Source organism: Burkholderia sp. Se-20373, assembly GCF_017104705.1.
GTDB lineage: Bacteria > Pseudomonadota > Gammaproteobacteria > Burkholderiales > Burkholderiaceae > Burkholderia.
In genome coordinates this window covers 1-21,962 of the sequence record NZ_JAAGPH010000134.1, presented here as the reverse complement: position 1 = coordinate 21,962, position 21,962 = coordinate 1, and the positions used below count along the sequence as shown (strand labels likewise).

The 21,962-nt window shown below is 65.6% G+C and carries 21 protein-coding genes and 1 pseudogene; 7 read left to right on the top strand and 15 right to left on the bottom strand.

The window, feature by feature from the left end:
• The 5 genes and pseudogenes from G3N96_RS30705 to G3N96_RS30685 all read left to right on the top strand — a co-directional run.
• Nucleotides 1-318, top strand: a pseudogene (locus G3N96_RS30705) (regulator); the annotation flags it as partial.
• Between the two features lie 15 nt (nt 319-333).
• Nucleotides 334-2,031: a single-stranded-DNA-specific exonuclease RecJ gene (gene recJ, locus G3N96_RS30700; RefSeq protein ID WP_206139518.1), complete on the top strand. Its 1,698-nt coding sequence runs from the start codon at nt 334-336 to the stop codon at nt 2,029-2,031.
• A gap of 152 nt (nt 2,032-2,183) precedes the next feature.
• Nucleotides 2,184-3,288 (top strand): peptide chain release factor 2 gene (gene prfB, locus G3N96_RS30695; protein WP_111941483.1). Its coding sequence is split into 2 segments (ribosomal slippage): nt 2,184-2,264 and nt 2,266-3,288, totalling 1,104 coding nucleotides; the frame shifts between segments, so codons are not numbered across the junction.
• Nucleotides 3,289-3,370: 82 nt separating this feature from the next.
• Entirely contained in the window at nt 3,371-4,897 is a 1,527-nt protein-coding gene (gene lysS, locus G3N96_RS30690) for a lysine--tRNA ligase (protein WP_089431260.1), read from the top strand.
• 348 nt (nt 4,898-5,245) lie between these two features.
• Nucleotides 5,246-5,989, top strand: a complete 744-nt coding sequence (locus tag G3N96_RS30685; RefSeq protein WP_089440505.1) for a glycine zipper 2TM domain-containing protein — start codon at nt 5,246-5,248, stop codon at nt 5,987-5,989.
• A gap of 144 nt (nt 5,990-6,133) precedes the next feature.
• On the opposite strand, the gene iscX is transcribed toward G3N96_RS30685, so the two are convergent.
• From iscX to G3N96_RS30625, 12 genes are all read right to left on the bottom strand, one after another.
• Entirely contained in the window at nt 6,134-6,343 is a 210-nt protein-coding gene (iscX, locus tag G3N96_RS30680; RefSeq protein WP_069621826.1) for a Fe-S cluster assembly protein IscX, read from the bottom strand.
• Between the two features lie 19 nt (nt 6,344-6,362).
• Nucleotides 6,363-6,704, bottom strand: coding sequence for an ISC system 2Fe-2S type ferredoxin (gene fdx, locus G3N96_RS30675; RefSeq protein ID WP_011352558.1), 342 nt, complete (start codon nt 6,702-6,704; stop codon nt 6,363-6,365).
• An 88-nt stretch (nt 6,705-6,792) separates the two neighbouring features.
• Nucleotides 6,793-8,661, bottom strand: a complete 1,869-nt coding sequence (gene hscA, locus G3N96_RS30670; protein WP_124585192.1) for a Fe-S protein assembly chaperone HscA — start codon at nt 8,659-8,661, stop codon at nt 6,793-6,795.
• Between the two features lie 54 nt (nt 8,662-8,715).
• A complete protein-coding gene (hscB, locus tag G3N96_RS30665) occupies nt 8,716-9,243 on the bottom strand; it encodes a Fe-S protein assembly co-chaperone HscB (RefSeq protein ID WP_042973645.1) in 528 nt (175 codons plus the stop codon).
• A 97-nt stretch (nt 9,244-9,340) separates the two neighbouring features.
• Nucleotides 9,341-9,664: an iron-sulfur cluster assembly protein IscA gene (gene iscA / locus G3N96_RS30660; protein ID WP_012492710.1), complete on the bottom strand. Its 324-nt coding sequence runs from the start codon at nt 9,662-9,664 to the stop codon at nt 9,341-9,343.
• Between the two features lie 64 nt (nt 9,665-9,728).
• The gene (gene iscU, locus G3N96_RS30655; RefSeq protein ID WP_011352562.1) at nt 9,729-10,136 is read right to left on the bottom strand and encodes a Fe-S cluster assembly scaffold IscU; all 408 of its coding nucleotides are present in this window, start codon (nt 10,134-10,136) and stop codon (nt 9,729-9,731) included.
• A gap of 68 nt (nt 10,137-10,204) precedes the next feature.
• Nucleotides 10,205-11,428 (bottom strand): IscS subfamily cysteine desulfurase, encoded by a 1,224-nt coding sequence (locus tag G3N96_RS30650; RefSeq protein ID WP_043190335.1) that lies wholly within the window; start codon nt 11,426-11,428, stop codon nt 10,205-10,207.
• Nucleotides 11,429-11,489: 61 nt separating this feature from the next.
• On the bottom strand, nt 11,490-12,029 hold the full coding sequence (gene iscR, locus G3N96_RS30645) for a Fe-S cluster assembly transcriptional regulator IscR (protein WP_009691731.1): 540 nt from the start codon (nt 12,027-12,029) through the stop codon (nt 11,490-11,492).
• 114 nt (nt 12,030-12,143) lie between these two features.
• Nucleotides 12,144-12,626, bottom strand: coding sequence for a low molecular weight protein-tyrosine-phosphatase (locus tag G3N96_RS30640; protein ID WP_206139517.1), 483 nt, complete (start codon nt 12,624-12,626; stop codon nt 12,144-12,146).
• A gap of 101 nt (nt 12,627-12,727) precedes the next feature.
• Nucleotides 12,728-12,955: a hypothetical protein gene (locus G3N96_RS30635; RefSeq protein WP_206139516.1), complete on the bottom strand. Its 228-nt coding sequence runs from the start codon at nt 12,953-12,955 to the stop codon at nt 12,728-12,730.
• Between the two features lie 129 nt (nt 12,956-13,084).
• Nucleotides 13,085-14,497, bottom strand: coding sequence for a lactate utilization protein B (locus tag G3N96_RS30630; RefSeq protein ID WP_206139515.1), 1,413 nt, complete (start codon nt 14,495-14,497; stop codon nt 13,085-13,087).
• Nucleotides 14,498-14,531: 34 nt separating this feature from the next.
• Nucleotides 14,532-15,254, bottom strand: coding sequence for a (Fe-S)-binding protein (locus G3N96_RS30625; RefSeq protein WP_069248359.1), 723 nt, complete (start codon nt 15,252-15,254; stop codon nt 14,532-14,534).
• A 183-nt stretch (nt 15,255-15,437) separates the two neighbouring features.
• On the opposite strand from G3N96_RS30625, the gene G3N96_RS30620 reads away from it, so the two are divergent.
• Nucleotides 15,438-16,247: an IclR family transcriptional regulator gene (locus G3N96_RS30620; RefSeq protein WP_034183553.1), complete on the top strand. Its 810-nt coding sequence runs from the start codon at nt 15,438-15,440 to the stop codon at nt 16,245-16,247.
• 90 nt (nt 16,248-16,337) lie between these two features.
• Here the strand turns inward: G3N96_RS30620 and pbpG are convergent, their stop codons facing one another.
• Complete coding sequence (pbpG, locus tag G3N96_RS30615; RefSeq protein ID WP_089425763.1) at nt 16,338-17,504, bottom strand: D-alanyl-D-alanine endopeptidase; 1,167 nt, start codon at nt 17,502-17,504, stop codon at nt 16,338-16,340.
• A 653-nt stretch (nt 17,505-18,157) separates the two neighbouring features.
• Here pbpG and G3N96_RS30610 point away from each other — a divergent pair.
• Nucleotides 18,158-18,724 carry a phasin family protein gene (locus G3N96_RS30610; protein WP_039364780.1) on the top strand — a complete coding sequence of 189 codons (567 nt, stop codon included), beginning with the start codon at nt 18,158-18,160 and terminating at the stop codon, nt 18,722-18,724.
• Between the two features lie 205 nt (nt 18,725-18,929).
• Here G3N96_RS30610 and lpdA read toward each other — a convergent pair whose 3' ends face one another.
• Both lpdA and G3N96_RS30600 read right to left on the bottom strand, forming a co-directional pair.
• Nucleotides 18,930-20,696: a dihydrolipoyl dehydrogenase gene (gene lpdA / locus G3N96_RS30605; RefSeq protein WP_059233710.1), complete on the bottom strand. Its 1,767-nt coding sequence runs from the start codon at nt 20,694-20,696 to the stop codon at nt 18,930-18,932.
• A 278-nt stretch (nt 20,697-20,974) separates the two neighbouring features.
• Nucleotides 20,975-21,962, bottom strand: a 988-nt coding sequence (locus tag G3N96_RS30600; protein WP_206139514.1) for a dihydrolipoyllysine-residue acetyltransferase, incomplete at its 5' end; no start/stop codon positions are given.

The following is a 21,962-nucleotide window of genomic DNA, read 5'->3' as shown; positions in this document are numbered from 1 at the left end:
TTCGCATCGAGGTCGCCCGACGCCGGCGCGCCGCCGGCCGCGTTCGGCACGCTGCCCGCCGCCGATGGCGCGACGCTCGTCGAACTGCCCGCGCTGACCACCCCGTTCATCGAGCAGGACTGGGCGCGCTGGCACGACGGACTCGCCGCGCTCGAGCGCGACTGGTTCGCGCCGGCCCTTGCCGCGCTGCAGAACGGTGAGCTCGCGAGCGTCGATTTCACGCTGTGCGGCGACACGAGTTCCGTCACGCTGCACGCGACGCGCGGCGACCTGCGCAAGTTCTGGCGCCGCCGCGCGCTGGCCTCCCTGTTCGAATAACAAAACAGACCCCGTATGACCCGGATCGTTACCCGTCCCGTCGCGCCCGCCGACGCCGAAGTGCTCGCGCGCCACGGCCTGCATCCCGTCCTTGCGCGCCTGTACGCGTCGCGCGGCGTGCAGTCGCCCGCCGATATCGAGACCGCGCTGGCGCGACTCGTTCCGCCCACCGAGCTGAAAGGCTGCGCCGACGCTGCATCGCTGCTCGCCGACGCGATCGCCGACAAGCGGCGCCTGCTCGTCGTCGCCGACTACGACTGCGACGGTGCAACCGCATGCGCGGTCGCGGTGCGCGGCCTGCGGATGTTCGGCGCGCAGATCGACTATCTGGTGCCGAACCGATTCGAATACGGCTACGGCCTCACGCCCGAGATCGTCGAACTCGCCGCCGCGCGCAAGCCCGACCTGCTGATTACCGTCGACAACGGGATCGCGAGCGTCACGGGCGTCGAAGCCGCGAACGCGCGCGGCATCGACGTGCTCGTGACCGACCACCACCTGCCCGGCGACGCGCTGCCCGCCGCGCGCGCGATCGTCAACCCGAACCAGCCCGGCTGCGCGTTCCCGAGCAAGCACCTCGCCGGCGTCGGCGTGATGTTCTACGTGCTGCTCGCGCTGCGCGCCGAGCTGCGCCGCCGCGGCGCGTTCGCGAACAAGGAAGCCGAGCCGCGCCTCGACGGCCTGCTCGACCTCGTCGCGCTCGGCACCGTCGCCGACGTCGTGCGGCTCGACGGCAACAATCGCGTGCTGGTCGCGCAGGGGCTGCAGCGTATCCGCAACGGCCGCATGCAGCCGGGCGTCGCCGCGCTGTTCCGCGCGGCCGCGCGCGAAGCGCGTACGGCATCGGGCTTCGACCTCGGCTTCGGCCTCGGCCCGCGCCTGAACGCCGCCGGACGGCTGTCCGACATGTCGCTCGGCATCGAGTGCCTGATCACCGACGACATCGGCCGCGCGTGGGATCTCGCGCAGCAGCTCGACGTGATGAACCGCGAACGCCGCGAGATCGAGGCCGGCATGCAGCAGCAGGCGCTCGCCGATCTCGCCGACGTCGATCCGGCCGACGCGTGCACGATCACCCTCTTCAACCCCGAGTGGCATCAGGGCGTGATCGGCATCGTCGCCGGCCGGCTCAAGGAAAAATTCCACCGCCCGTCGTTCACGTTTGCGCACGCGGACGACGAAGGCAAGCGGGTCAAGGGCTCGGGCCGCTCGATTCCCGGCTTCCACCTGCGCGACGCGCTCGACCTCGTGTCGAAACGCGAACCGGACCTGATCGTCGCATTCGGCGGCCACGCGATGGCGGCCGGCCTCACGCTCGACACCGAGAACGTGCCGCGCTTCGCGGCCGCGTTCGAGGCCGTCGCGCGCGAATGGCTGTCCGACGACGCGCTGGCCCGCGTGATCGAAACCGACGGCGAACTCGAGGATGCGTACTTCACGCCGCAGTTCGTCGGGCTGCTCGACGAGGCCGTCTGGGGGCAAGGCTTTCCGGCCCCGCTTTTCTCCGGCGAATTCGACGTCGTGTCGCAGTCGCTCGTGAAGGAGAAGCATCTGAAGCTGCAGTTGGCGCGCGGCCGCCAGCGCTTCAACGCGATCTGGTTCAATCACACGGAGCCGCTGCCGGAGAGCGCGCTGGTCGCCTACCGCCTCGTCGCCGACACGTGGAACGGCGTCACGCGCGTCCAGCTGATCGTCGAACACGCGGCCGGCTGAGCGCGGGCCGCCCTGCCTGCATGGCCCGCCGATGCATGCACGCCGCGCCGGATGGGGCCGCGGCGCGCGTGCGAGCACCGTTTGCGTCACCGGGCAACCCCGCCGATCGGCTATAATTCCGCTTTTTTACGAAGCAAGAATAGCGAACGATCATGGAAGCGGAACGTCTCAACGCGATCGAAAGCTCCCTGCTCGACCTGCGCAACCGCGCGGGCGAGCTTCGGGGGTATCTTTGACTACGACGCCAAAGCTGCGCGTCTGACCGAAGTCAACAAGGAACTCGAAGACCCGAACGTCTGGAACGATTCGAAGAACGCCCAGGCGCTCGGTCGTGAGAAGAAGCTGCTCGAGGGCGTCGTCACGACGCTCACCGCGCTCGATGGCGACCTGCGCGACGCGCTCGACCTGTTCGAACTGGCCCGCGAGGAAGGTGACGAGGACACGCTCGTCGCGTCGGAAGAAGACGCCGCGAAGCTCGAGGCGCGCGTGGGCGACATCGAGTTCCGCCGGATGTTCTCGAACCCGGCCGACCCGAACAACTGCTTCATCGACATCCAGGCCGGCGCCGGCGGCACCGAGGCGTGCGACTGGGCGTCGATGCTGCTGCGCCAGTACCTGCGCTACTGCGAACGCAAGGGCTTCAAGGCCGAAGTGCTCGAAGAGTCCGACGGCGACGTCGCCGGCATCAAGAACGCGACGGTCAAGGTCTCGGGCGAATACGCGTACGGCTTCCTGCGCACCGAAACGGGCATCCACCGCCTCGTGCGCAAGTCGCCGTTCGACTCGTCGGGCGGGCGCCACACGTCGTTCTCGTCGGTGTTCGTCTACCCGGAAATCGACGATTCGATCGAAGTCGAGATCAACCCGGCCGACCTGCGCATCGACACATACCGCGCATCGGGCGCGGGCGGTCAGCACATCAACAAGACCGACTCCGCGGTGCGGATCACGCACATGCCGACCGGTATCGTCGTGCAGTGCCAGAACGACCGCTCGCAGCACCGCAACCGCGCCGAAGCGATGGCGATGCTGAAATCGCGCCTGTATGAAGTTGAAATGCGCAAGCGCCAGGCCGAACAGGACAAGCTCGAATCGAGCAAGACCGATGTGGGCTGGGGCCACCAGATCCGTTCGTACGTGCTCGACCAGAGCCGCGTGAAGGACCTGCGCACGAACGTCGAAATGAGCAACACGCGCGCCGTCCTCGACGGCGACCTCGACGACTTCATCAGCGCGAGCCTCAAACAGGGCGTGTAAGCGCCGCGGCGCGACCCTGCCGGGTCGCGCCCCCTTGCCCTTCCCGTTTGCGTTGCCGCACCCACTCCGAATTCCGACCATCATGACCGAACCGACCCAAACGCAGCCCGCCGTCACAGCGGACGAAAACCAGATCATCGCCGAGCGCCGCGAGAAGCTGCGCGCCCTGCGCGAGCAAGGCGTCGCCTACCCGAACGATTTCCGCCCGGAACATCACGCAGCCGATCTGCAGACGAAATTCGCCGACTCGGACAAGGCCGCGCTCGAAGCGAACCCGGTCGAGGTGTCGGTCGCCGGCCGCATGATGCTCAAGCGCGTGATGGGCAAGGCAAGCTTCGCGACGGTGCAGGACGGTTCGGGCCAGATCCAGTTCTTCGTGACGCCGAACGACGTCGGCGCGGAAACCTACGACGCATTCAAGAAGTGGGACCTCGGCGACATCGTCGCCGCGCGCGGCGTGCTGTTCCGCACCAACAAGGGCGAGCTGTCGGTCCAGTGCAAGGAACTGCGCCTGCTGTCGAAGGCGCTGCGCCCGCTGCCGGACAAGTTCCACGGCCTGTCGGACCAGGAAATGCGCTACCGCCAGCGCTACGTCGACCTGATCGTCACGCCGGAAACGCGCGACACGTTCCGCGCCCGCACCAAGACGATCGCGTCGATCCGCAAGTTCATGGACAACGCCGAGTTCATGGAAGTCGAGACGCCGATGCTGCACCCGATCCCGGGCGGCGCGGCCGCGAAGCCGTTCGTCACGCATCACAATGCGCTCGACATGCAGATGTTCCTGCGCATCGCGCCGGAGCTGTACCTGAAGCGCCTAATCGTCGGCGGCTTCGAACGCGTGTTCGAAATCAACCGTAACTTCAGGAACGAAGGCGTGTCGCCGCGTCACAACCCGGAATTCACGATGATGGAGTTCTACGCCGCGTACACCGACTACCGCTGGCTGATGGACTTCACCGAGCAGCTGATCCGCCAGGCGGCGATCGATGCGCTCGGCACCGCGACGATCCAGTACCAGGGCCGCGAACTCGACCTCGCAAAGCCGTTCCACCGCCTGACGATCACGCAGGCGATCCAGAAGTACGCACCGGACTACACCGACGGCCAGCTGTCGGACGACGCGTTCCTGCGCACCGAATTGAAGCGCTTCGGCGTCGACGTGTCGCAGCCGGCGTTCCTGAACGCAGGCATCGGCGCGCTGCAGCTCGCGCTGTTCGAGGAAACGGCCGAAGCGCAGCTGTGGGAGCCGACCTTCATCATCGACTACCCGGTCGAGGTGTCGCCGCTCGCACGCGCATCGGATACGGTGCCGGGCATCACCGAGCGTTTCGAGCTGTTCATGACCGGCCGCGAAATCGCGAACGGCTTCTCGGAGCTGAACGATCCGGAAGATCAGGCCGCGCGCTTCAAGAAGCAGGTCGAGCAGAAGGATGCGGGCGACGAGGAAGCGATGTTCTTCGACGCCGACTACATCCGCGCGCTCGAATACGGGATGCCTCCGACCGGCGGCTGCGGGATCGGCATCGACCGTCTCGTGATGCTGCTGACCGACAGCCCGACGATCCGCGACGTGCTGCTGTTCCCGCACCTGCGCCGCGAAGACTGAACGCTGCGCCCGCGTGTGCGCCGCGCCCTGCGGCGCGCGCGCGTCAGCTTTGTAACGACGCGTAAATCCCGCCAGCCGGCATCCGCCGGCTTTCGATCCTCCCCCGTTTTATCCCCTCGTGGCGACGGCCTTCCTCGGGTTTTCCCTGCCACGCCCGCCGGCGCCCTGCTGCAATTCGTTACACCTTGATACGGCGCGCCGTTTGCCGGTGGACGACACTCCTGTTGCGTCACCACGCATGATCACGGGACCAGAACGAGGCGCAGGAACGCCAAGTCTGCTCGAGCCCGCAGCGTGGGATCCGGCCCGGCACCGCAATGCCGATCCGGATCGACATCGGAGAAAAAAATGGACAACCAGAATCAGACCACGCCGCAAAAGCAACGCCTCCACCCGCTCATCGCCACCGCCGCCGGCGCCGTCATCGTCGCCAGCCTCGCAGCGACGGCCGCGATCACGGGCATCTTCCCGAAGGCCAACAGCAACAATGCGCAGAACGGTCAGACCCAGGCCGCGCTGATCGCATCGCAGCCGGCCGTCGATACAGCCGCAGCCGCCAGCGCCGCGCTGGCCGCGCAAGCCCAGCAGCAGGCGGCCGAACAGGCCGCCGCGCAGCAGAAGGCTGCCGAGCAGAAGGCCGCCGTCGCGCAGGCCGAACCGAAGCCCGCGCCACGCCCGGCCGCGCCGCATCGCCGTCATACGACGGCACCGCAGCCGCCGCAATACGCGCAGCAGCCGTCGGCGCCGGCCCAGAGCTACTGCCAGAGCTGCGGCACGGTCGTCGCGATCTCGCAGACGCGCACGCCGGGCCAGAGTTCGGGGATCGGCGCCGTGGGCGGCGCTGCAGCCGGCGGCCTGCTCGGCAACCAGTTCGGTCACGGCAACGGCCGCACCGCGATGACGATCATCGGCGCACTGGGTGGCGGCCTCGCCGGCAACCAGGTCGAAAAGCAGGTGCGCGCGGAAACCGACTATCAGGTGCAAGTGCAGATGGAGAATGGCGCGACGCGCACGTTCACGTACCACAACCCGCCGCCGTTCGGCCAGGGCCAGCGCGTACGGATCGAGAACGGCACGCTGGTCGGCGCGTAATCGCCTGATCGCGTCGGCCCCCGCTGCCCACATGTCGTGCGCGGGCAGGCGGCCTGAAAACGAAAACGGCTCGTGAGCAATCTCTCACGAGCCGTTTTTTCATTGCGCGCTGCGCGCCCATGCGGCACACACGGTGCCCATCGGTCAGTCTTCGTCGTCGAAGTCCGATTCGTCGATCCAGTGGGCCTGGATCGCTTCGAGGATCTTCTCGCCGGAGTGCGCCGGATCGTCGTTGAAGCCGTCGAGCTCGAGCACCCATTGGCGCAAGTCGACGAAGTTGATCCGCTGCGGGTCGATGTCCGGGTGCTTGTCCGCCAGCGCAATGGCTATTTCACGCGAATCGGTCCATTTCATCGCCTGCCTCCGGTTCCTGTCAGTGGTTTTCCTTCGCGTGGTTGATCGAGTACTTCGGAATCTCGACCACCAGGTCCGAATCTTCCTTCACGATCGCCTGGCACGACAGGCGCGACGTCGGCTCGAGGCCCCACGCCTTGTCCAGCAAATCGTCCTCGTCCTCCTCGGACGGCGTCAGATCGTTGAAGCCTTCGCGGATCACCACGTGGCACGTCGTGCACGCGCACGACTTCTCGCATGCATGCTCGATCTCGATCCCGTGTTCGAGCAGGTTGTCGCAGATACTCTTGCCGGGCGTCGCGTCGATCACCGCGCCATCCGGGCACAGTTCGACGTGAGGCAGCACTACCAGTTGAGGCATGTCCGTTCCGTCAGTCAGGGTGCGGCGCCAGGCGCCGCACGGTTCATTGTCGCGCGGGCCGTTGCCGGCCGATGCGCAGTTCGTGAGTTCAGATCTCGTCGAGCCGGCGGCCCGACAGCGCGCGCTTGATGCTCTTGTCCATCCGGCGCGCCGCGAATTCGTCGGTACCGTCGGCCAGCGCCTTGGTCGCCGCTTCGATCGCGTTCGTATCGTCGCCTTGCGCGACCGCGCGCAGCGCGGCAGCCAGTGTGTCGACTTGCGTGCGCTCGTCCGCGTCGAGCAGTTCACCGTCGGCCGCCAGCGCGGCCTGCGTCGCCTCGAGCATCCGCTCGGCCTCGACTTGCGCTTCGCGCAGCGCGCGGGCGCGCATGTCGATCTCGGCGGTCTTGAAGCTGTCCTCGAGCATCTTCGCGATGTCGTCGTCGGCAAGACCGTACGACGGCTTCACGACGACCGATGCCTCGACGCCCGACAACTGCTCGCGGGCGAACACCGACAGCAGGCCGTCCGCGTCGACCTGGTAGGTCACGCGAATGCGTGCGGCGCCGGCCGTCATCGGCGGAATGCCGCGCAGCTCGAAGCGCGCGAGCGACCGGCAATCGGCGACGAGTTCGCGCTCGCCCTGCACGACGTGGATCGCCATCGCGGTCTGGCCGTCCTTGAAAGTCGTGAATTCCTGCGCGCGCGCGATCGGAATCGTCGAGTTGCGCGGAATGATCTTCTCGACGAGGCCGCCCATCGTCTCGACACCGAGCGACAGCGGAATCACGTCGAGCAACAGCCAGTCGTCGCCGGTGCCGCGATTGCCTGCGAGCAAGTCGGCCTGGATCGCCGCGCCGAGCGCGACGACCTGGTCCGGATCGAGGTTCACGAGCGGCGGCTGGCCGAAGTACTTCGCGACCGCGTCGCGAATCACCGGCATGCGCGTCGCACCGCCGACGAGCACGACACCCTTGATGTCGGCCGGCGTGACCTGTGCATCGCGCAGCGCCTTGCGGGTTGGCGTGAGCGTACGCTGCACAAGCGGCTCGACGAGTGCTGCGAACGTGTCGTGCGAGATCGTCTGCACAAGGTGCGCGCCCCCCGACAGCGTGACGTCGAGCGACGCCTCCGGTGCGGACGACAGCGCCTCCTTCAGCACGCGCACACGGTCGAGCAGCAGGCGCACGTCTTCGGGCGCGAGCGCCTTCGCATCGATGCCGGCCTGCGCGAGCACGTGATCGAACAGCGCATGGTCGAAATCGTCGCCGCCGAGCGCGGAATCGCCGCCCGCGGCCAGCACTTCGAACACGCCCTTCGTCAACTTCAGGATCGACAGGTCGAACGTGCCGCCGCCGAGGTCATACACCGCGTAGAGGCCTTCGGCCCCGTTGTCGAGCCCATAGGCGATCGCCGCGGCGGTCGGTTCGTTCAGCAGGCGCAGCACGTTGAGGCCCGCGAGGCGCGCGGCATCCTTGGTCGCCTGGCGTTGCGCTTCGTCGAAATACGCGGGCACCGTGATCACCGCGCCAACCAGGTCATCGCCAAGCGAATCTTCCGCACGATAACGCAGCGTCGCGAGAATCTCGGCCGACACTTCGACCGGGCTCTTCACGCCGTCGATGGTACGGATCTGCACCATGCCCGGCGCATCGACGAATTCGTACGGCGCGTTCGCCGCGCCTTCGACCTCGGCCTTGCCGCGGCCCATGAAGCGCTTGACCGACACGATCGTGTTGCGCGGATCGGTGGCGGCCTGCTCTTTCGCTTCGTGGCCGATGCGTCGGCCACCCTTCTCGAGATAGCGGACCACCGACGGCAGCAGCACGCGGCCCGTTTCGTCCGGCAGGACTTCAGGCACGCTGTTGCGCACGGCCGCGACGAGCGAATTCGTCGTGCCGAGATCGATCCCGACAGCGAGTCGCCGCTGATGCGGCGCCGGCGCCATGCCCGGTTCGGAAATTTGCAGTAAAGCCATCTTGGTTCGTTCGGGCGCTCGGCCCGTTTGCTGCGCGTGCCGCAAGGCACGCGGTTAAGTTTCGAGGCGCTCGATCTGCGCGCCCACTTCCGACGCGACCCGTTCGATGAACATCAACTGGCGCACGGCCTCGGCGGCCGCCTGATCGGCGCCGCTGTCGAGCAGCGTGCCGAGGCGCTCCACCCTCACGCGCCGCTCTTCGCGCAACTCGGCGAGCAGCGCGTCGAGCGCGTCGACGTTGCGGGCGGCCGCGGCATCCTCGATGCCCTCGCGCCACTCCATCTGCTGCATCAGGAACGCAGGCTCCATCGCGGTGTTGTTTTCCGCGCCGATATCGACGCCGCGCAGCGACAGCAGATACGACGCGCGCTTCAGCGGATCGCGCAGCGTGCGATACGCCTCGTTCGCGCGGGTGGCCCATTGCATCGCGATGCGCTTCTGCGCGTCACCGGCCGCCGCGAAGCGGTCCGGGTGCACCTGCGTCTGCACCGTCCGATAGGCGGCGTCGAGCGCCGTCTCGTCGAGCGCGAATTGCGCCGGCAGGTGAAACAGGTCGAAGTGGCTGTCTTTCAGCGAGACCATCGTCGCGTTCAATTCCGGTTCGTCGCGCGGCAAACGCCGCACATTAAAAAGGCGGCCCGTGCCGCCTCTTGCCCGCATCGCGCGGAGATCCGCGTGGTCACACGCGGAACGATTCGCCGCAGCCGCACTCGTCCTTCACGTTCGGGTTGTTGAACTTGAACCCTTCGTTCAGGCCTTCGCGTGCGAAGTCGAGCTCGGTGCCGTCGATGTAGGCCAGGCTCTTCGGATCGACGATCACCTTCACGCCATGGCTCTCGAACACCTGATCCTCGGGAGCGAGCTCGTCGACATACTCGAGCTTGTACGCGAGCCCCGAGCACCCGGTCGTGCGAACGCCAAGCCGCAGGCCCATACCCTTGCCGCGACGGACGAGGTATTTCTGGACGTGCTGTGCTGCTTTTTCGGTCAGTGTAATTGCCATGATGTCCTTGCCGCGGCGCGCCACCGGGGCCCGCCGCGTTCCTTCTGAAGCCGCTCGATGCCGCTCAGGCTGCTGCCTGATCGCCTTCCGTGGTGTCGTGACGCTTCTTGTAGTCGGCCACGGCTGCCTTGATCGCGTCTTCCGCGAGGATCGAGCAGTGAATCTTCACCGGCGGCAGCGCGAGTTCTTCCGCGATCTGCGTGTTCTTGATCGACAGTGCTTCGTCGAGCGTCTTGCCCTTCACCCATTCGGTGACGAGCGAGCTCGATGCGATCGCCGAACCGCACCCGTAGGTCTTGAACTTCGCGTCTTCGATCACGCCGTCCGCGCCGACGCGGATCTGCAGCTTCATCACGTCGCCGCAGGCCGGCGCGCCGACCATGCCCGTGCCGACCGTGTCGTCGTCCTTCGCGAACGAACCGACGTTGCGCGGGTTTTCGTAGTGATCCAGAACCTTGTTGCTGTAAGACATGACTCAGACTCCTTGACTCGTTACGTCTGCGTGCGCGAATCCGCCCGCGGGTATGTTCAATCCGGCGCTCAGTGTGCGGCCCATTCGATCGTCGACAGATCGATGCCTTCCTGGTGCATTTCCCAGAGCGGCGAGAGTTCGCGCAGCTTCGCGATCTTGCTGTTCAGCAGGTTGATCACGAAGTCGACTTCCTGCTCCGTCGTGAAGCGGCCGACCGTGAAGCGGATCGAGCTGTGGGCCAGCTCGTCGTTGCGGCCGAGCGCACGCAGCACGTACGACGGCTCCAGCGACGCCGACGTGCATGCGGAGCCCGACGACACCGCGACGTCCTTGATCGCCATGATCAGCGACTCGCCTTCGACGAAGTTGAAACTGATGTTGAGGTTGTGCGGGACACGACGCTCCATGTCGCCGTTCACGTACGTTTCCTCGATTTGCGACAGGCCGCGCAGCAGCTTGTCGCGCAGCATGCGGACGCGCTCGTTTTCCGTCGCCATTTCTTCGCGTGCGATGCGGAACGCTTCGCCCATGCCGACGATCTGGTGCGTCGCCAGCGTGCCCGAACGCATGCCGCGCTCGTGGCCGCCGCCGTGCATCTGCGCTTCGATGCGTACACGCGGCTTGCGGCGCACGTACAGCGCGCCGATGCCCTTCGGGCCGTAGGTCTTGTGCGCCGAGAACGACATCAGGTCGACCTTCAGCTTCGCGAGGTCGATCGCGACCTTGCCGGTCGACTGTGCGGCGTCGACGTGGAACACGATGCCCTTCTCGCGGCAGATCTCACCGATCGTCTCGATGTCCTGGATCACGCCGATCTCGTTGTTCACGTGCATCACCGATACGAGGATCGTGTCCGGGCGCAGTGCGGCCTTGAACACGTCGAGGTCGATCAGGCCGTCATCCTTCACGTCGAGGTAGGTGACTTCGAAACCGTCGCGCTCGAGCTCGCGGCAGGTGTCGAGCACGGCCTTGTGCTCGGTCTTCACCGTGATGATGTGCTTGCCCTTGCCCTTGTAGAAGTTCGCGGCACCCTTGATCGCGAGGTTGTCCGATTCCGTTGCGCCGGACGTCCAGATGATCTCGCGCGGATCCGCGTTCACGAGCGCGGCCACGTTCTCGCGCGCTTCCTCGACCGCACGCTCCGCGTCCCAGCCATACGCGTGGCTGCGCGACGCCGGGTTGCCGAACTGCTCGCGCAGGTACGGCACCATCTTGTCGACCACGCGCGGGTCGACCGGCGTCGTCGCGCTGTAATCCATATAGATGGGCAGGTGGAGAGTGTCTTGGGTCATCTGTCGCTCCGGGAATTCTGTGCAGGGACTATGTGCGTTATGGGGTATGGCGCCTTCGCGCTCACGAACTCGCGATGTTGAACACCGAATTGGGGCCGAGCGGCATCGTGCGAACCGGCTCGGCCGGCGCCGCGACGGGCTCCGGCGTGCGCCGGTCGCGCAGCACCGCAGGTGCGCCCTCGCGAGCGCGCTGCTGATCGACGAGATCCTGCAGCGACACCGAATCGAGGTATTCGACCATCTTCTGGTTCAGCGTCGACCACAGCTCGTGCGTCATGCAATGGCCGTCGGGCTGCTTCGAGCCGTCGCACGTGCCTTTGCCGCCGCACTGCGTGGCGTCGAGCGGTTCATCGACCGCGATGATGATGTCGGCAACGGTGACGTCCTGCGCGCGACGCGCGAGGTTGTAGCCGCCGCCCGGGCCGCGCACGGATTCGACGATTTCATGCCTGCGCAGCTTGCCGAACAGCTGTTCGAGATACGAGAGCGAAATCCGCTGGCGCTGGCTGATGCCTGCAAGCGTCACCGGGCCCTGCTCCTGGCGCAGTGCCAAGTCAATCATCGCCGTGACGGCGAAACGGCCTTTGGTGGTGAGTCTCATGGTGTCTAGGGGACTGCAATCTTGACGATTTTGGTCAAGTATAAATATTTGACGTTTTTAGTCAAGTATCCATGTCTTTGAAAGGGTATTCGCAGATCGCTGAATACCGCGCGATCAGCGGTCCGTACGGGCCCGGAGCGTCTCCAGCAGGCCCGCGCACGCGCGCTCGACCTGATCGAGCACTTGCTCGAAGCCCTGCGTACCGCCGAAATAGGGGTCGGCAACCTCGGTCTCGGCCGAATCCGGCGCGAACTCCATCAGCAGGCGCACCTTGTCGCGATGCTGCGGCGGGCAGCGGCGGCGCAGCTCCGCGAGATTCGCCTCGTCCATCGCGAGCAACAGGTCGAAGCGCTCGAAATCCGCCGCGCTCACCTGTCGTGCGCGCAGCGCCGACAGGTCGTAGCCGCGGCCGCGAGCGGCGGCCTGCGCACGTCTATCCGGCGGCTCGCCGACATGCCAGTCGCCGGTGCCGGCCGAATCGATCGCGATCCGGTCCGCCAGCGCGGCCGCGTCGACCTGGTGACGCATCACGCCTTCCGCGGTGGGCGAACGGCAGATGTTGCCGAGACAAACGAAACAGATCGAAACGCGGGTCATCGCACTATGGGAAAGCCGCGGCGAGCCGCGTGGGAGAACAACACGCCATTATACAAAGGCGGCCGAAATCGCGCCGCCGCGCAAAGCGACGGCGCCATGCCTTACAGCGCCTTCGGCGCGGCGAGCAAGACGTCGCCGGACGCCGCCGGCAGCGGCTTCGCCGCATCGTCGACCAGCCCGAACGACACCGCACGCGCCAGCTCGGCGGATGCCTGGTGAACGGCAAGCGGGCCACACGACGGCGCCTCGGCCATCGCATGCAGATAGGCAGCCGCGGCCAGCGGAACGACGATTGCCAGCGGCCAGTACATCGATATTGTCTTTTTCATGATGCGGACCTCCTTGACCTCGTACCCCGAAACCCAATTCCGGGGACTACAGACAGGATTCTATAGACCGCATCTATCGAGATAAATATGCAAATAGCGAACGCACTGTTGTCGCCGAATGAACAGTCGTCAGCCGAGGTGGCTTTGCGACGCCGTGTACAGCTCACGGAACGTGCGCCCGGTCGGCGTCGGCATGTCGCGCGTATCCATCCAGCCGCCCATCATCGGCAGGCGCCGCAGCATGCCGCCGCTACCGCCCAGCCGCTCGAGGATGCGCACGGCGAGCTTGGTCGTGAGCGCGTACAGCATCGGCCGGCGCGCGAAGAAACCCCATGCGGCGAGCGCCGCCCGCTCGCGCCACGGCCGCAGGTGTCGCTCGACCTGTTTCTCGCGCAGCGTGCGCAACAGGTGCGACAACGGAATCCCGGCCGGGCACACGCTGTCGCATTCCCCGCAAAGTGTCGCGGCCTGCGGCAGGTCGAGCGAGCGGTCGAGCCCGACGTAGCTCGGCGTCAGTACGGATCCCATCGGCCCCGGGTAGACCCAGCCGTACGCGTGGCCGCCGACCTTCTGGTATACCGGGCAATGGTTCATGCATGCGCCGCAGCGGATGCAGCGCAGCATCTCCTGGAATTCGCCGCCGATCAGCCCCGTGCGGCCGCCGTCGACGAGCACGACATAGTTGTGCTCGGGGCCATCCTCGTCACCCGGCCCGCGCGGCCCGGTCAGCAGCGAGAAATAGTTCGACGTCTTCTGCCCGGTCGCGGAGCGCGGCAGCAGGCGCATCGCGGTCGCGAGATCCTCGAGCGTCGGCAGCACCTTTTCGATGCCCGTCACCGCCACATGCACGCGCGGCATCACGGTGCACATGCCCTCGTTCCCTTCGTTCGTCACGATCGCGACCGAACCGGTCTCGGCGATCACGAAGTTGCCGCCCGTCACGCCCATGTCGGCCGACATGAAATGCGGGCGCAGCACCTCGCGCGCCTCGCGCGTCATGTCCGGAATCTCGGTGAGCCGCTCGCGATGATGTGTACGCGCGAACAGGTCGGCGATCTCGTCCTTGTCCTTGTGCACGACGGGCGCGATGATGTGGCTCGGCGGCTCGTTGTCGTTGATCTGCAGGATGTATTCGCCGAGATCCGTCTCGATCGACTGCACGCCCATTTCCGCGAGCACCGCGTTCAGGCGCATTTCCTCCGACACCATCGACTTGGTCTTGATGACCTTCTTCACGTCGTGGCGGCGCGCGATGTCGGCCACGAGCCGCGCGGCATCCTCGGTCGTTTCGGCGAACAGCACCGTCGTGCCGCGCCGCGTCGCCTCGCGCTCGAACGCCTCGAGCCACACGTCGAGGTTCTCCAGCGCGCGGTTGCGGCGGGCTTTCAGCGCGGCGCGCGTGGCCGGGAAGTCGATCGCGGTCATCGCGTCGGCGCGCGCGGACACGAACTTCGTCGACAGCTTCTTCAGGTTCTGCTGCAGGCGCTGGTCGGCCAGCTTCTGGCCGGCGCGCGCCTTGAAATGCATCGATTGGACTTGCATCGCGGTATCGGGGAAAAGTGAGCGGAACCGGGCGTCAGACGTCGCCCGCCAGCACCTGCGCGACGTGCAGCACGCGCGTGTCGCGGTCGCCGGTGCGGCGCAACCGCCCTTCGATGTTCAGCATGCAGCCGAGATCGCCGAGCACGACGGCGCCCGTGCCGGACGCGCGCACGTTCGCGCATTTCTCGTCCGCGATGGCCGCCGAAATGTCGCCGTACTTGACCGCGAACGTGCCGCCGAAGCCGCAGCAGTGCTCGCAGTCCTTCATTTCGGTGACGGCGATGCCGCGCTGCGCGAGCAGCGCGCGCGGCTGCGCCTTCACGCCGAGTTCGCGCAGGCCCGAGCACGAATCGTGGTAGGTGACGGGCCCCGTGAATTCGCCCGGCGCGAGCGACACCTTCGCGACGTTCGCCAGGAAATCGGTCAGTTCATAGACTTTCTGCTGGAACCGCGTGTAGCGCCCCATCAGTTCGGGGTCGTCGCGAAACAGGTCGCCGTAGTGCGCGCGAATCATCCCGCCGCACGAACCCGACGGCGCGACGACGTAATCGAACTGCTCGAACTCGCGCAGCGTCTTTTCCGCGAGATCGCGTGCGAGCGCGCGGTCGCCCGAGTTGTAGGCCGGCTGGCCGCAGCAAGTCTGCGCGGGCGGCACGATCACCTCGTAGCCGGCGTCGCGAATCAGCTTGAGCGCCGAGAAACCGATTTCGGGGCGCATCAGATCGACCAGGCAGGTCACGAACAAACCGACTCGCATACGTGCTCCTTCGAGAAAACGGCTCTCATTATCCGCCGTTTGGCCGGCAGGACCAACGCCGGCGCTCACGCAACCCCACACGGCGCGAAACGAGGATTTCCTCGAACGGCGTTCGCTTTTTTCACGATACGAGATACAATCGTTCCAACACCGCTTGACGCGTCAACCGATTTCTCCCCCGACATGAGCCAACCCACCCCGGATTCAAAAACGTCGATCCAGGTGATCGAACGCATGATGCGGTTGCTGGACGCGCTCGCCGCGCACAGTGACCCCGTCAGCCTGAAGGAGCTTGCGCAGCGGACGGAGCTGCACCCGTCGACCGCGCACCGTATCCTCAACGACATGGTGACCTGCCGTCTCGTCGACCGCTCCGATCCCGGCACGTACCGCCTCGGCATGCGGCTGCTGGAGCTCGGCAACCTCGTGAAGGCGCGCCTGTCGGTACGCGACGCGGCGCTGATGCCGATGCGCGAACTGCACCGCCTCACCGGGCAGACCGTGAACCTGTCGGTGCGCCAGGGCGACGAGATCGTCTACATCGAGCGTGCGTATTCGGAGCGCTCGGGGATGCAGGTGGTCCGCGCGATCGGTGGCCGCGCGCCGCTGCACCTCACGTCGGTCGGCAAGCTGTTCCTCGCGGCCGACGAAACGTCACGCGTGCGCGCGTATGCGACGCGTACGGGGCTGTCCGGCCATACGCAGAACAGCATCACCGACATCGCGAAGCTCGAGCGCGAGCTGACGATCGTGCGCCAGCAATCGTGCGCGCGCGACAACGAGGAACTGGAGCTCGGCGTGCGCTGTATCGCGGCCGGCATCTACGACGATTCGGGCAAGCTCGTCGCGGGCCTGTCGCTGTCGGCGCCGGCCGATCGCCTCCAGGATGCGTGGCTCGGACAGTTGAGCCGCACGGCCCTCACCATCTCGGAATCGCTCGGCTACCGGCCGGCGCCCGCGAAGGATGCCGACGGGTTGCAGCGGCAGGCGTAAGCCGCTCCCGCGCCCAATGAAAAAGCCCCGCGATTGCGGGGCTTTTTTTCAGCCATCGGCGCGGCGGCGAACCGCCACGCCATCGTGCGATCAGGTCCCGCCGTTCGGCGTGTTGGCCGCCGTCAGGCGCTCGCCGCCGCCGGCATCGAGCCAGTTGCGCAGGCGCGCCGCATCGGCAAAGCGCGAATACTTGCCGAACGAATCGAGCAGCACCATCACCATCGGCTTGCCGTGGATCGTCGCCTGCATCACCAGGCACTCGCCCGCTTCGTTGATGAAACCCGTCTTCTGCAGACCGATGTCCCACGAGCCATTGCCGCGAATCAGCGCGTTCGTGCTGTTGTAGACCAGATTGCGCTTGCCCGTGTACACCTCATAGGTGCGATCGGTCGAGAACTGCCGAATCATCGGGTACTGGTACGCCGCATTGACCATCTTCACGAGGTCGCGTGCGCTCGACACGTTCGAGCTCGACAGACCCGTCGAATTCTCGAAGTGCGTGTCGGTCATGCCGAGCGACTTCGCCTTCGCGTTCATCGCGGCGATGAACGCCGGACGACCACCCGGGTAGTAACGCGACAGCGCGGCGGCCGCGCGGTTTTCCGACGCCATCAGCGCGATGTGCAGCATGTCTTCACGCGACAGCACCGAACCGACCGACAGGCGCGAGCCCGTGCCCTTCTCGTAGTCGCGGTCTTCGTCCGTGACTTCGAGCTGGTCGGTCATCGGCGTCTTCGAGTCGAGCACGACCATCGCCGTCATCAGCTTCGAGATCGACGCGATCGGCACGACGGCGTGCGAATTCTTGTCGAACAGCGGCTCGCCCGAATTCTGGTCGACGACGTACGCGACGCTCGAACGCAGCGCGAGCGCGTCCGGCGTGTCGTGCAGGCCGAATGCCTGGCCGACGGTCGGCCGGCGCGGCTGGAACGCGACCTTGCGGACTGCGCCGTGATGGCCGCCATGCACGTTCGATGCGAGCGTCACGCGCTTGCGCGACGCCTTCGCGCGCGGCGCGTCGGCGGCCGCGACCTTCGCGGATTTGTCGGAACTGGCCTTGGCCGACTTCTTCTTCGCGGACGAAGCAGGAGCGACAGCCTTTTTCTTGGCGGCTTGTTGAGTCTTCGCAGTGGCGGCAAAGGCGTCAGCAGGCGCGACAGACGCGGTGGTCGCCAGCAAGGCGACTGCGACCGACACAGCCGTGCCGAGCGTCATGCTCTGCAACAATCTGCGCGGTGAAAACGATTCGGCTTTCATTGGGGTCTGGACAAAGCGGGCGGGAGGTTTCCGCAAGTGTAGTTAAAGCTGAAAAAAAGAGCAATATTAGGCACTTACCGATCGTCGTTAAACCGGAATGTAAGGGTCGGCCAACCTCTGACCAATGAACCCTCCCGCTCCCATCGAAAAAATCGATGGGACGCGCTGCCCGACAGTACCCGTCTCCCGATTACACACGGTTAATTGAGATAACGTCACTTCGGAGGCAATTTAAAGCGGGGAAACTACGTATCCGGCGCTCGGGGTGCCAGGGGCGCCGGTCCCGGCCATGGCGGCGGCACGTCGCCACGGGACACGCATCGAAACGGCGCGTTTTCGACAGGAACAGAAGGATAACGTTCCACAAGCCTGTCAGGTTTACCTGTGCATGATCATGGTGCGCCGCGCCTGCCCCTCAGCCGTGCGCACCATCTGGGATCGCGGCATGAAACCGATTCCGAACAGGCACGATAACTCGTTGTTTTATCGATAATTTGTCGCGATTGTGCAACGCACAAAAAATACTTGACATTGGTTTTCTCTGCCCTAAAATAAGCCTCATTGCTGCGTTGCACAAAGCACGCGCATCCGAGGTTCCCCAGCGTAGTGCCCTTTACTCTGCGATCGACGCGATCGCTTTTCAGGAGCTTGACATGTCCTTGCTGACCCCCGAGCAAATCGCCGCCGCCCAGAAAGCCAATCTCGAAAGCCTGTTCGGTCTGACGACCAAGGCGTTCGAAGGCGTCGAAAAGCTGATCGAACTCAACCTGCAGGTCGTGAAGTCGACGCTGGCCGAAGGCCAGGAAAACGCACAGCGCCTGCTGTCGGTGAAGGACGCACAGGAACTGATCGCGCTGCAAGCGAGCCTGTCGCAGCCGGTCGCGGAAAAGGTGCTGTCGTACGGCCGTCACCTGTATGAAATCGCATCGTCGACGCAAGCCGAGTTCGCGAAGGTTGCCGAAGCGCAATTCGAAGAGCAGAACAAGAAGGTCCAGGCACTCGTCGACAACGTCGCGAAGAACGCCCCGGCCGGTTCGGAAACGGCTGTCGCTGCACTGAAGTCGGCACTGAACGCTGCGAATACCACGTACGAAACGGTTCAGAAGGCCACGAAGCAAGCCGTCGAAATCGCTGAAACGAACTTCAACGCTGCTGCTGCCGTCGCAACGAAGGCTGCTACCGCTGCTGCTGCACGTCGTACGAGCAAGCCGGCCGCGTAAGCGTCCCCTGCTCCTGAAAGAGCCGCGCCCAGCGCGGCTTTTTCGTTTCTGGCGCCGGAACATGCCGGAACCGGCAGGCCGCCGACCATTCTCGAACGGTCGTTTGAGCATCGGCCGCGCATAAAAGAAAACGCCGCCGCCCGGATGGCCCGGGCAGCGGCGTTTTTTCGTGGCCGGCAAATTGCCGACCGAAGAGCCGATCGCGTTACTTCTTGCGTTGCGGCGGCAGGTCGGTACAGACGCCTTCGTACAGCTCGGCGGCCATGCCGACCGATTCGCCGAGCGTCGGGTGCGGATGGATCGTCTTGCCGATGTCTTCCGCGTCCGCGCCCATCTCGACGGCGAGGCACACTTCGCTGATCAGGTCGCCCGCGTTCAGGCCGACGATGGCACCACCGATCACGCGGTGGGTTTCCTCGTCGAAGATCAGCTTCGTGAAGCCTTCGTCACGGCCGTTCGCGATCGCGCGGCCCGATGCGGCCCACGGGAACACGGCCTTGCCGTACTTGATGCCTTCGGCCTTGCACTGGTCTTCCGTCTTGCCGGCCCACGCCACTTCCGGATCGGTGTACGCCACCGACGGGATCTGCAGTGCGTCGAAGTACGCCTTCTCGCCGTGTGCGGCTTCCGCTGCGACGTGGCCTTCATGCACGGCCTTGTGCGCGAGCATCGGCTGGCCGACGATATCGCCGATCGCGAAGATGTGCGGGACGTTCGTGCGCATCTGCTTGTCGACGTCGATGAAGCCGCGATCCGTGACCGCGACACCCGCCTTGTCGGCGCCGATCTTCTTGCCGTTCGGGCTGCGGCCCACCGCGACGAGCACGAGGTCGTAGCGCTGCGCTTCCGCCGGGGCCTTCTCGCCCTCGAACTTCACGTAGATGCCGTCTTCCTTCGCTTCCGCGCCGACTGTCTTGGTCTTCAGCATCACGTTGCCGAAGCGCTTCGCGTTGTACTTTTCCCAGACCTTCACCAGATCGCGGTCCGCGCCCATCATCAGGCCGTCCATCATTTCGACGACGTCGATCTCGGCGCCGAGCGTCGAGTACACCGTGGCCATTTCGAGGCCGATGATGCCGCCGCCGATCACGAGCATGCGCTTCGGCAGCTGGCGCAGTTCGAGTGCGCCGGTCGAATCGACGACGCGCGGGTCTTCCGGCATGAACGGCAGCTTCACGGCCTGCGAGCCCGCGGCGATGATGGCCTGCTTGAACTTGACGACCTTCTTGCCGTTTTCGCCCTGCACTTCCATGTGGAACGGATCGACGAACGCGCCGACGCCCGTGACCACTTCGACCTTGCGTGCCTTCGCCATGCCGGCGAGGCCCGTCGTCAGCTTCTTGACGACGCCGCCCTTGAAGTCGCGCAGCTTGTCGAGATCGACTTCCGGCTTGCCGAACGTGATGCCGTGCGACGCGAGCGCCGCGGCTTCCTCGACGACGAGCGACGTATGCAGCAGCGCCTTCGACGGGATGCAGCCCACGTTCAGGCACACGCCGCCGAGCGTCGAGTAGCGTTCGACGAGCACCGTCTTCATGCCGAGGTCGGCGGCGCGGAACGCGGCCGAGTAGCCGCCGGGGCCGGCGCCGAGCACGAGCATGTCGCACTCGATGTCGGCGGCACCTGCGTAGCTGCCGGCTTGCGGCGCGGGTGCAGGAGCGGCGGCGGCCGGTGCCGGCGCAGCTGCTGCGGGCTTGGCCGCTTCGGGTGCTTTTGCGGGTGCGGCGGCGCCAGCCGATGCTTCGACGATGGCGATGACGGTGCCTTGCGAGACTTTCTCGCCGGCCTTGACCTTGATTTCCTTGACGGTGCCGGCGACGTCGCTGGGCACTTCCATGGAGGCTTTATCGGATTCGAGCGTGATGAGCGTTTGCTCTTTTTCGATCACGTCGCCGGGTTTGACGTTGACTTCGATGACATCGACGCCGCTGAAATCGCCGATATCCGGAACCTTGACTTCGATGAGACTCATTACTGTCCCCTTCTTGATTAGCTGCAGACAGAGGGGGGAGAAACCCGCAAAAGAACCCGAGACTACGGCCTGACAAGAAAACGCGAACCTGGGCAGGACCACCTTTGCCGTCCGCCCAAGGACGCGCCTTTCTTTTGGTTACTTTTCTTTGGAAGACAAAGAAAAGTGACCGCCGCCCCGCGCAGGGGCGACGCTAATAGACCGTTAGCAAAACAGGTTCAACGACAGAGCGTGGATAACCAACAAAAAACCCACGCCCCTGCGAGCTCCCCCGCTCATCAAAGAATGATGCGACGGAAATCGGCGAGCAACGCGCCGAGATACGCATTGAACCGCGCGGCTTCGGCGCCATCGATCACACGATGGTCATACGACAGCGACAGCGGCAGCGTGAGCCGCGGCACGAACTGCTTGCCGTCCCACACCGGCTTCATCTGCCCGCGCGACAACCCGAGGATCGCCACTTCCGGCGCGTTGATGATCGGCGTGAAGTTCGTGCCGCCGATCCCGCCGAGCGACGAGATCGAGAAGCAACCGCCCTGCATCTGGTCCGGCTTCAGCTTGCCGTCGCGTGCGGCCTTCGACAGCTCGGCCATTTCCTTCGCGATGTCGACGAGGCCCTTCTTGTCCGCATCGCGGATCACCGGCACGACGAGACCGTTCGGCGTGTCCGCGGCAAAACCAACGTGGTAGTACTGCTTGAACACCAGGTTGTCGCCGTCGAGGCTCGCGTTGAAGGTCGGGAATTTCTTCAGCGCAGCGACGACTGCCTTGATCACGAACGCGAGCATCGTGAACTTCACGCCCGCCTTCTCGTGCTCCTTGTTCAGCTGCACGCGCAGTGCTTCGAGCTCGGTGATGTCCGCTTCGTCGTTGTTCGTGACGTGCGGGATCATCACCCAGTTGCGATGCAGGTTCGCGCCCGAGATCTTCTTGATGCGCGACAGCGGCTTCGCTTCGAACGGGCCGAACTTCGAGAAGTCGACCTTCGGCCACGGCAGCAGGTTCAGCTCGCCGCCGCCTGCCGGCGCGGCTGCCGCGACCGGTGCTGCGCGCTGGCCGGTCATCACGCCCTTCACGAAGCCCGTGACGTCTTCCTTCGTAATGCGGCCCTTCGGACCCGAACCCTGCACGCGCGCGACTTCGACGCCGAGCTCACGTGCGAACTTGCGCACCGACGGCGACGCGTGGCTGGCGCGGTATTCGCCCGACGGTGCAGCGGCCGGTGCCGGCGCTGCAGCAGCCGGCGCCGGTGCGGCCTTCGCG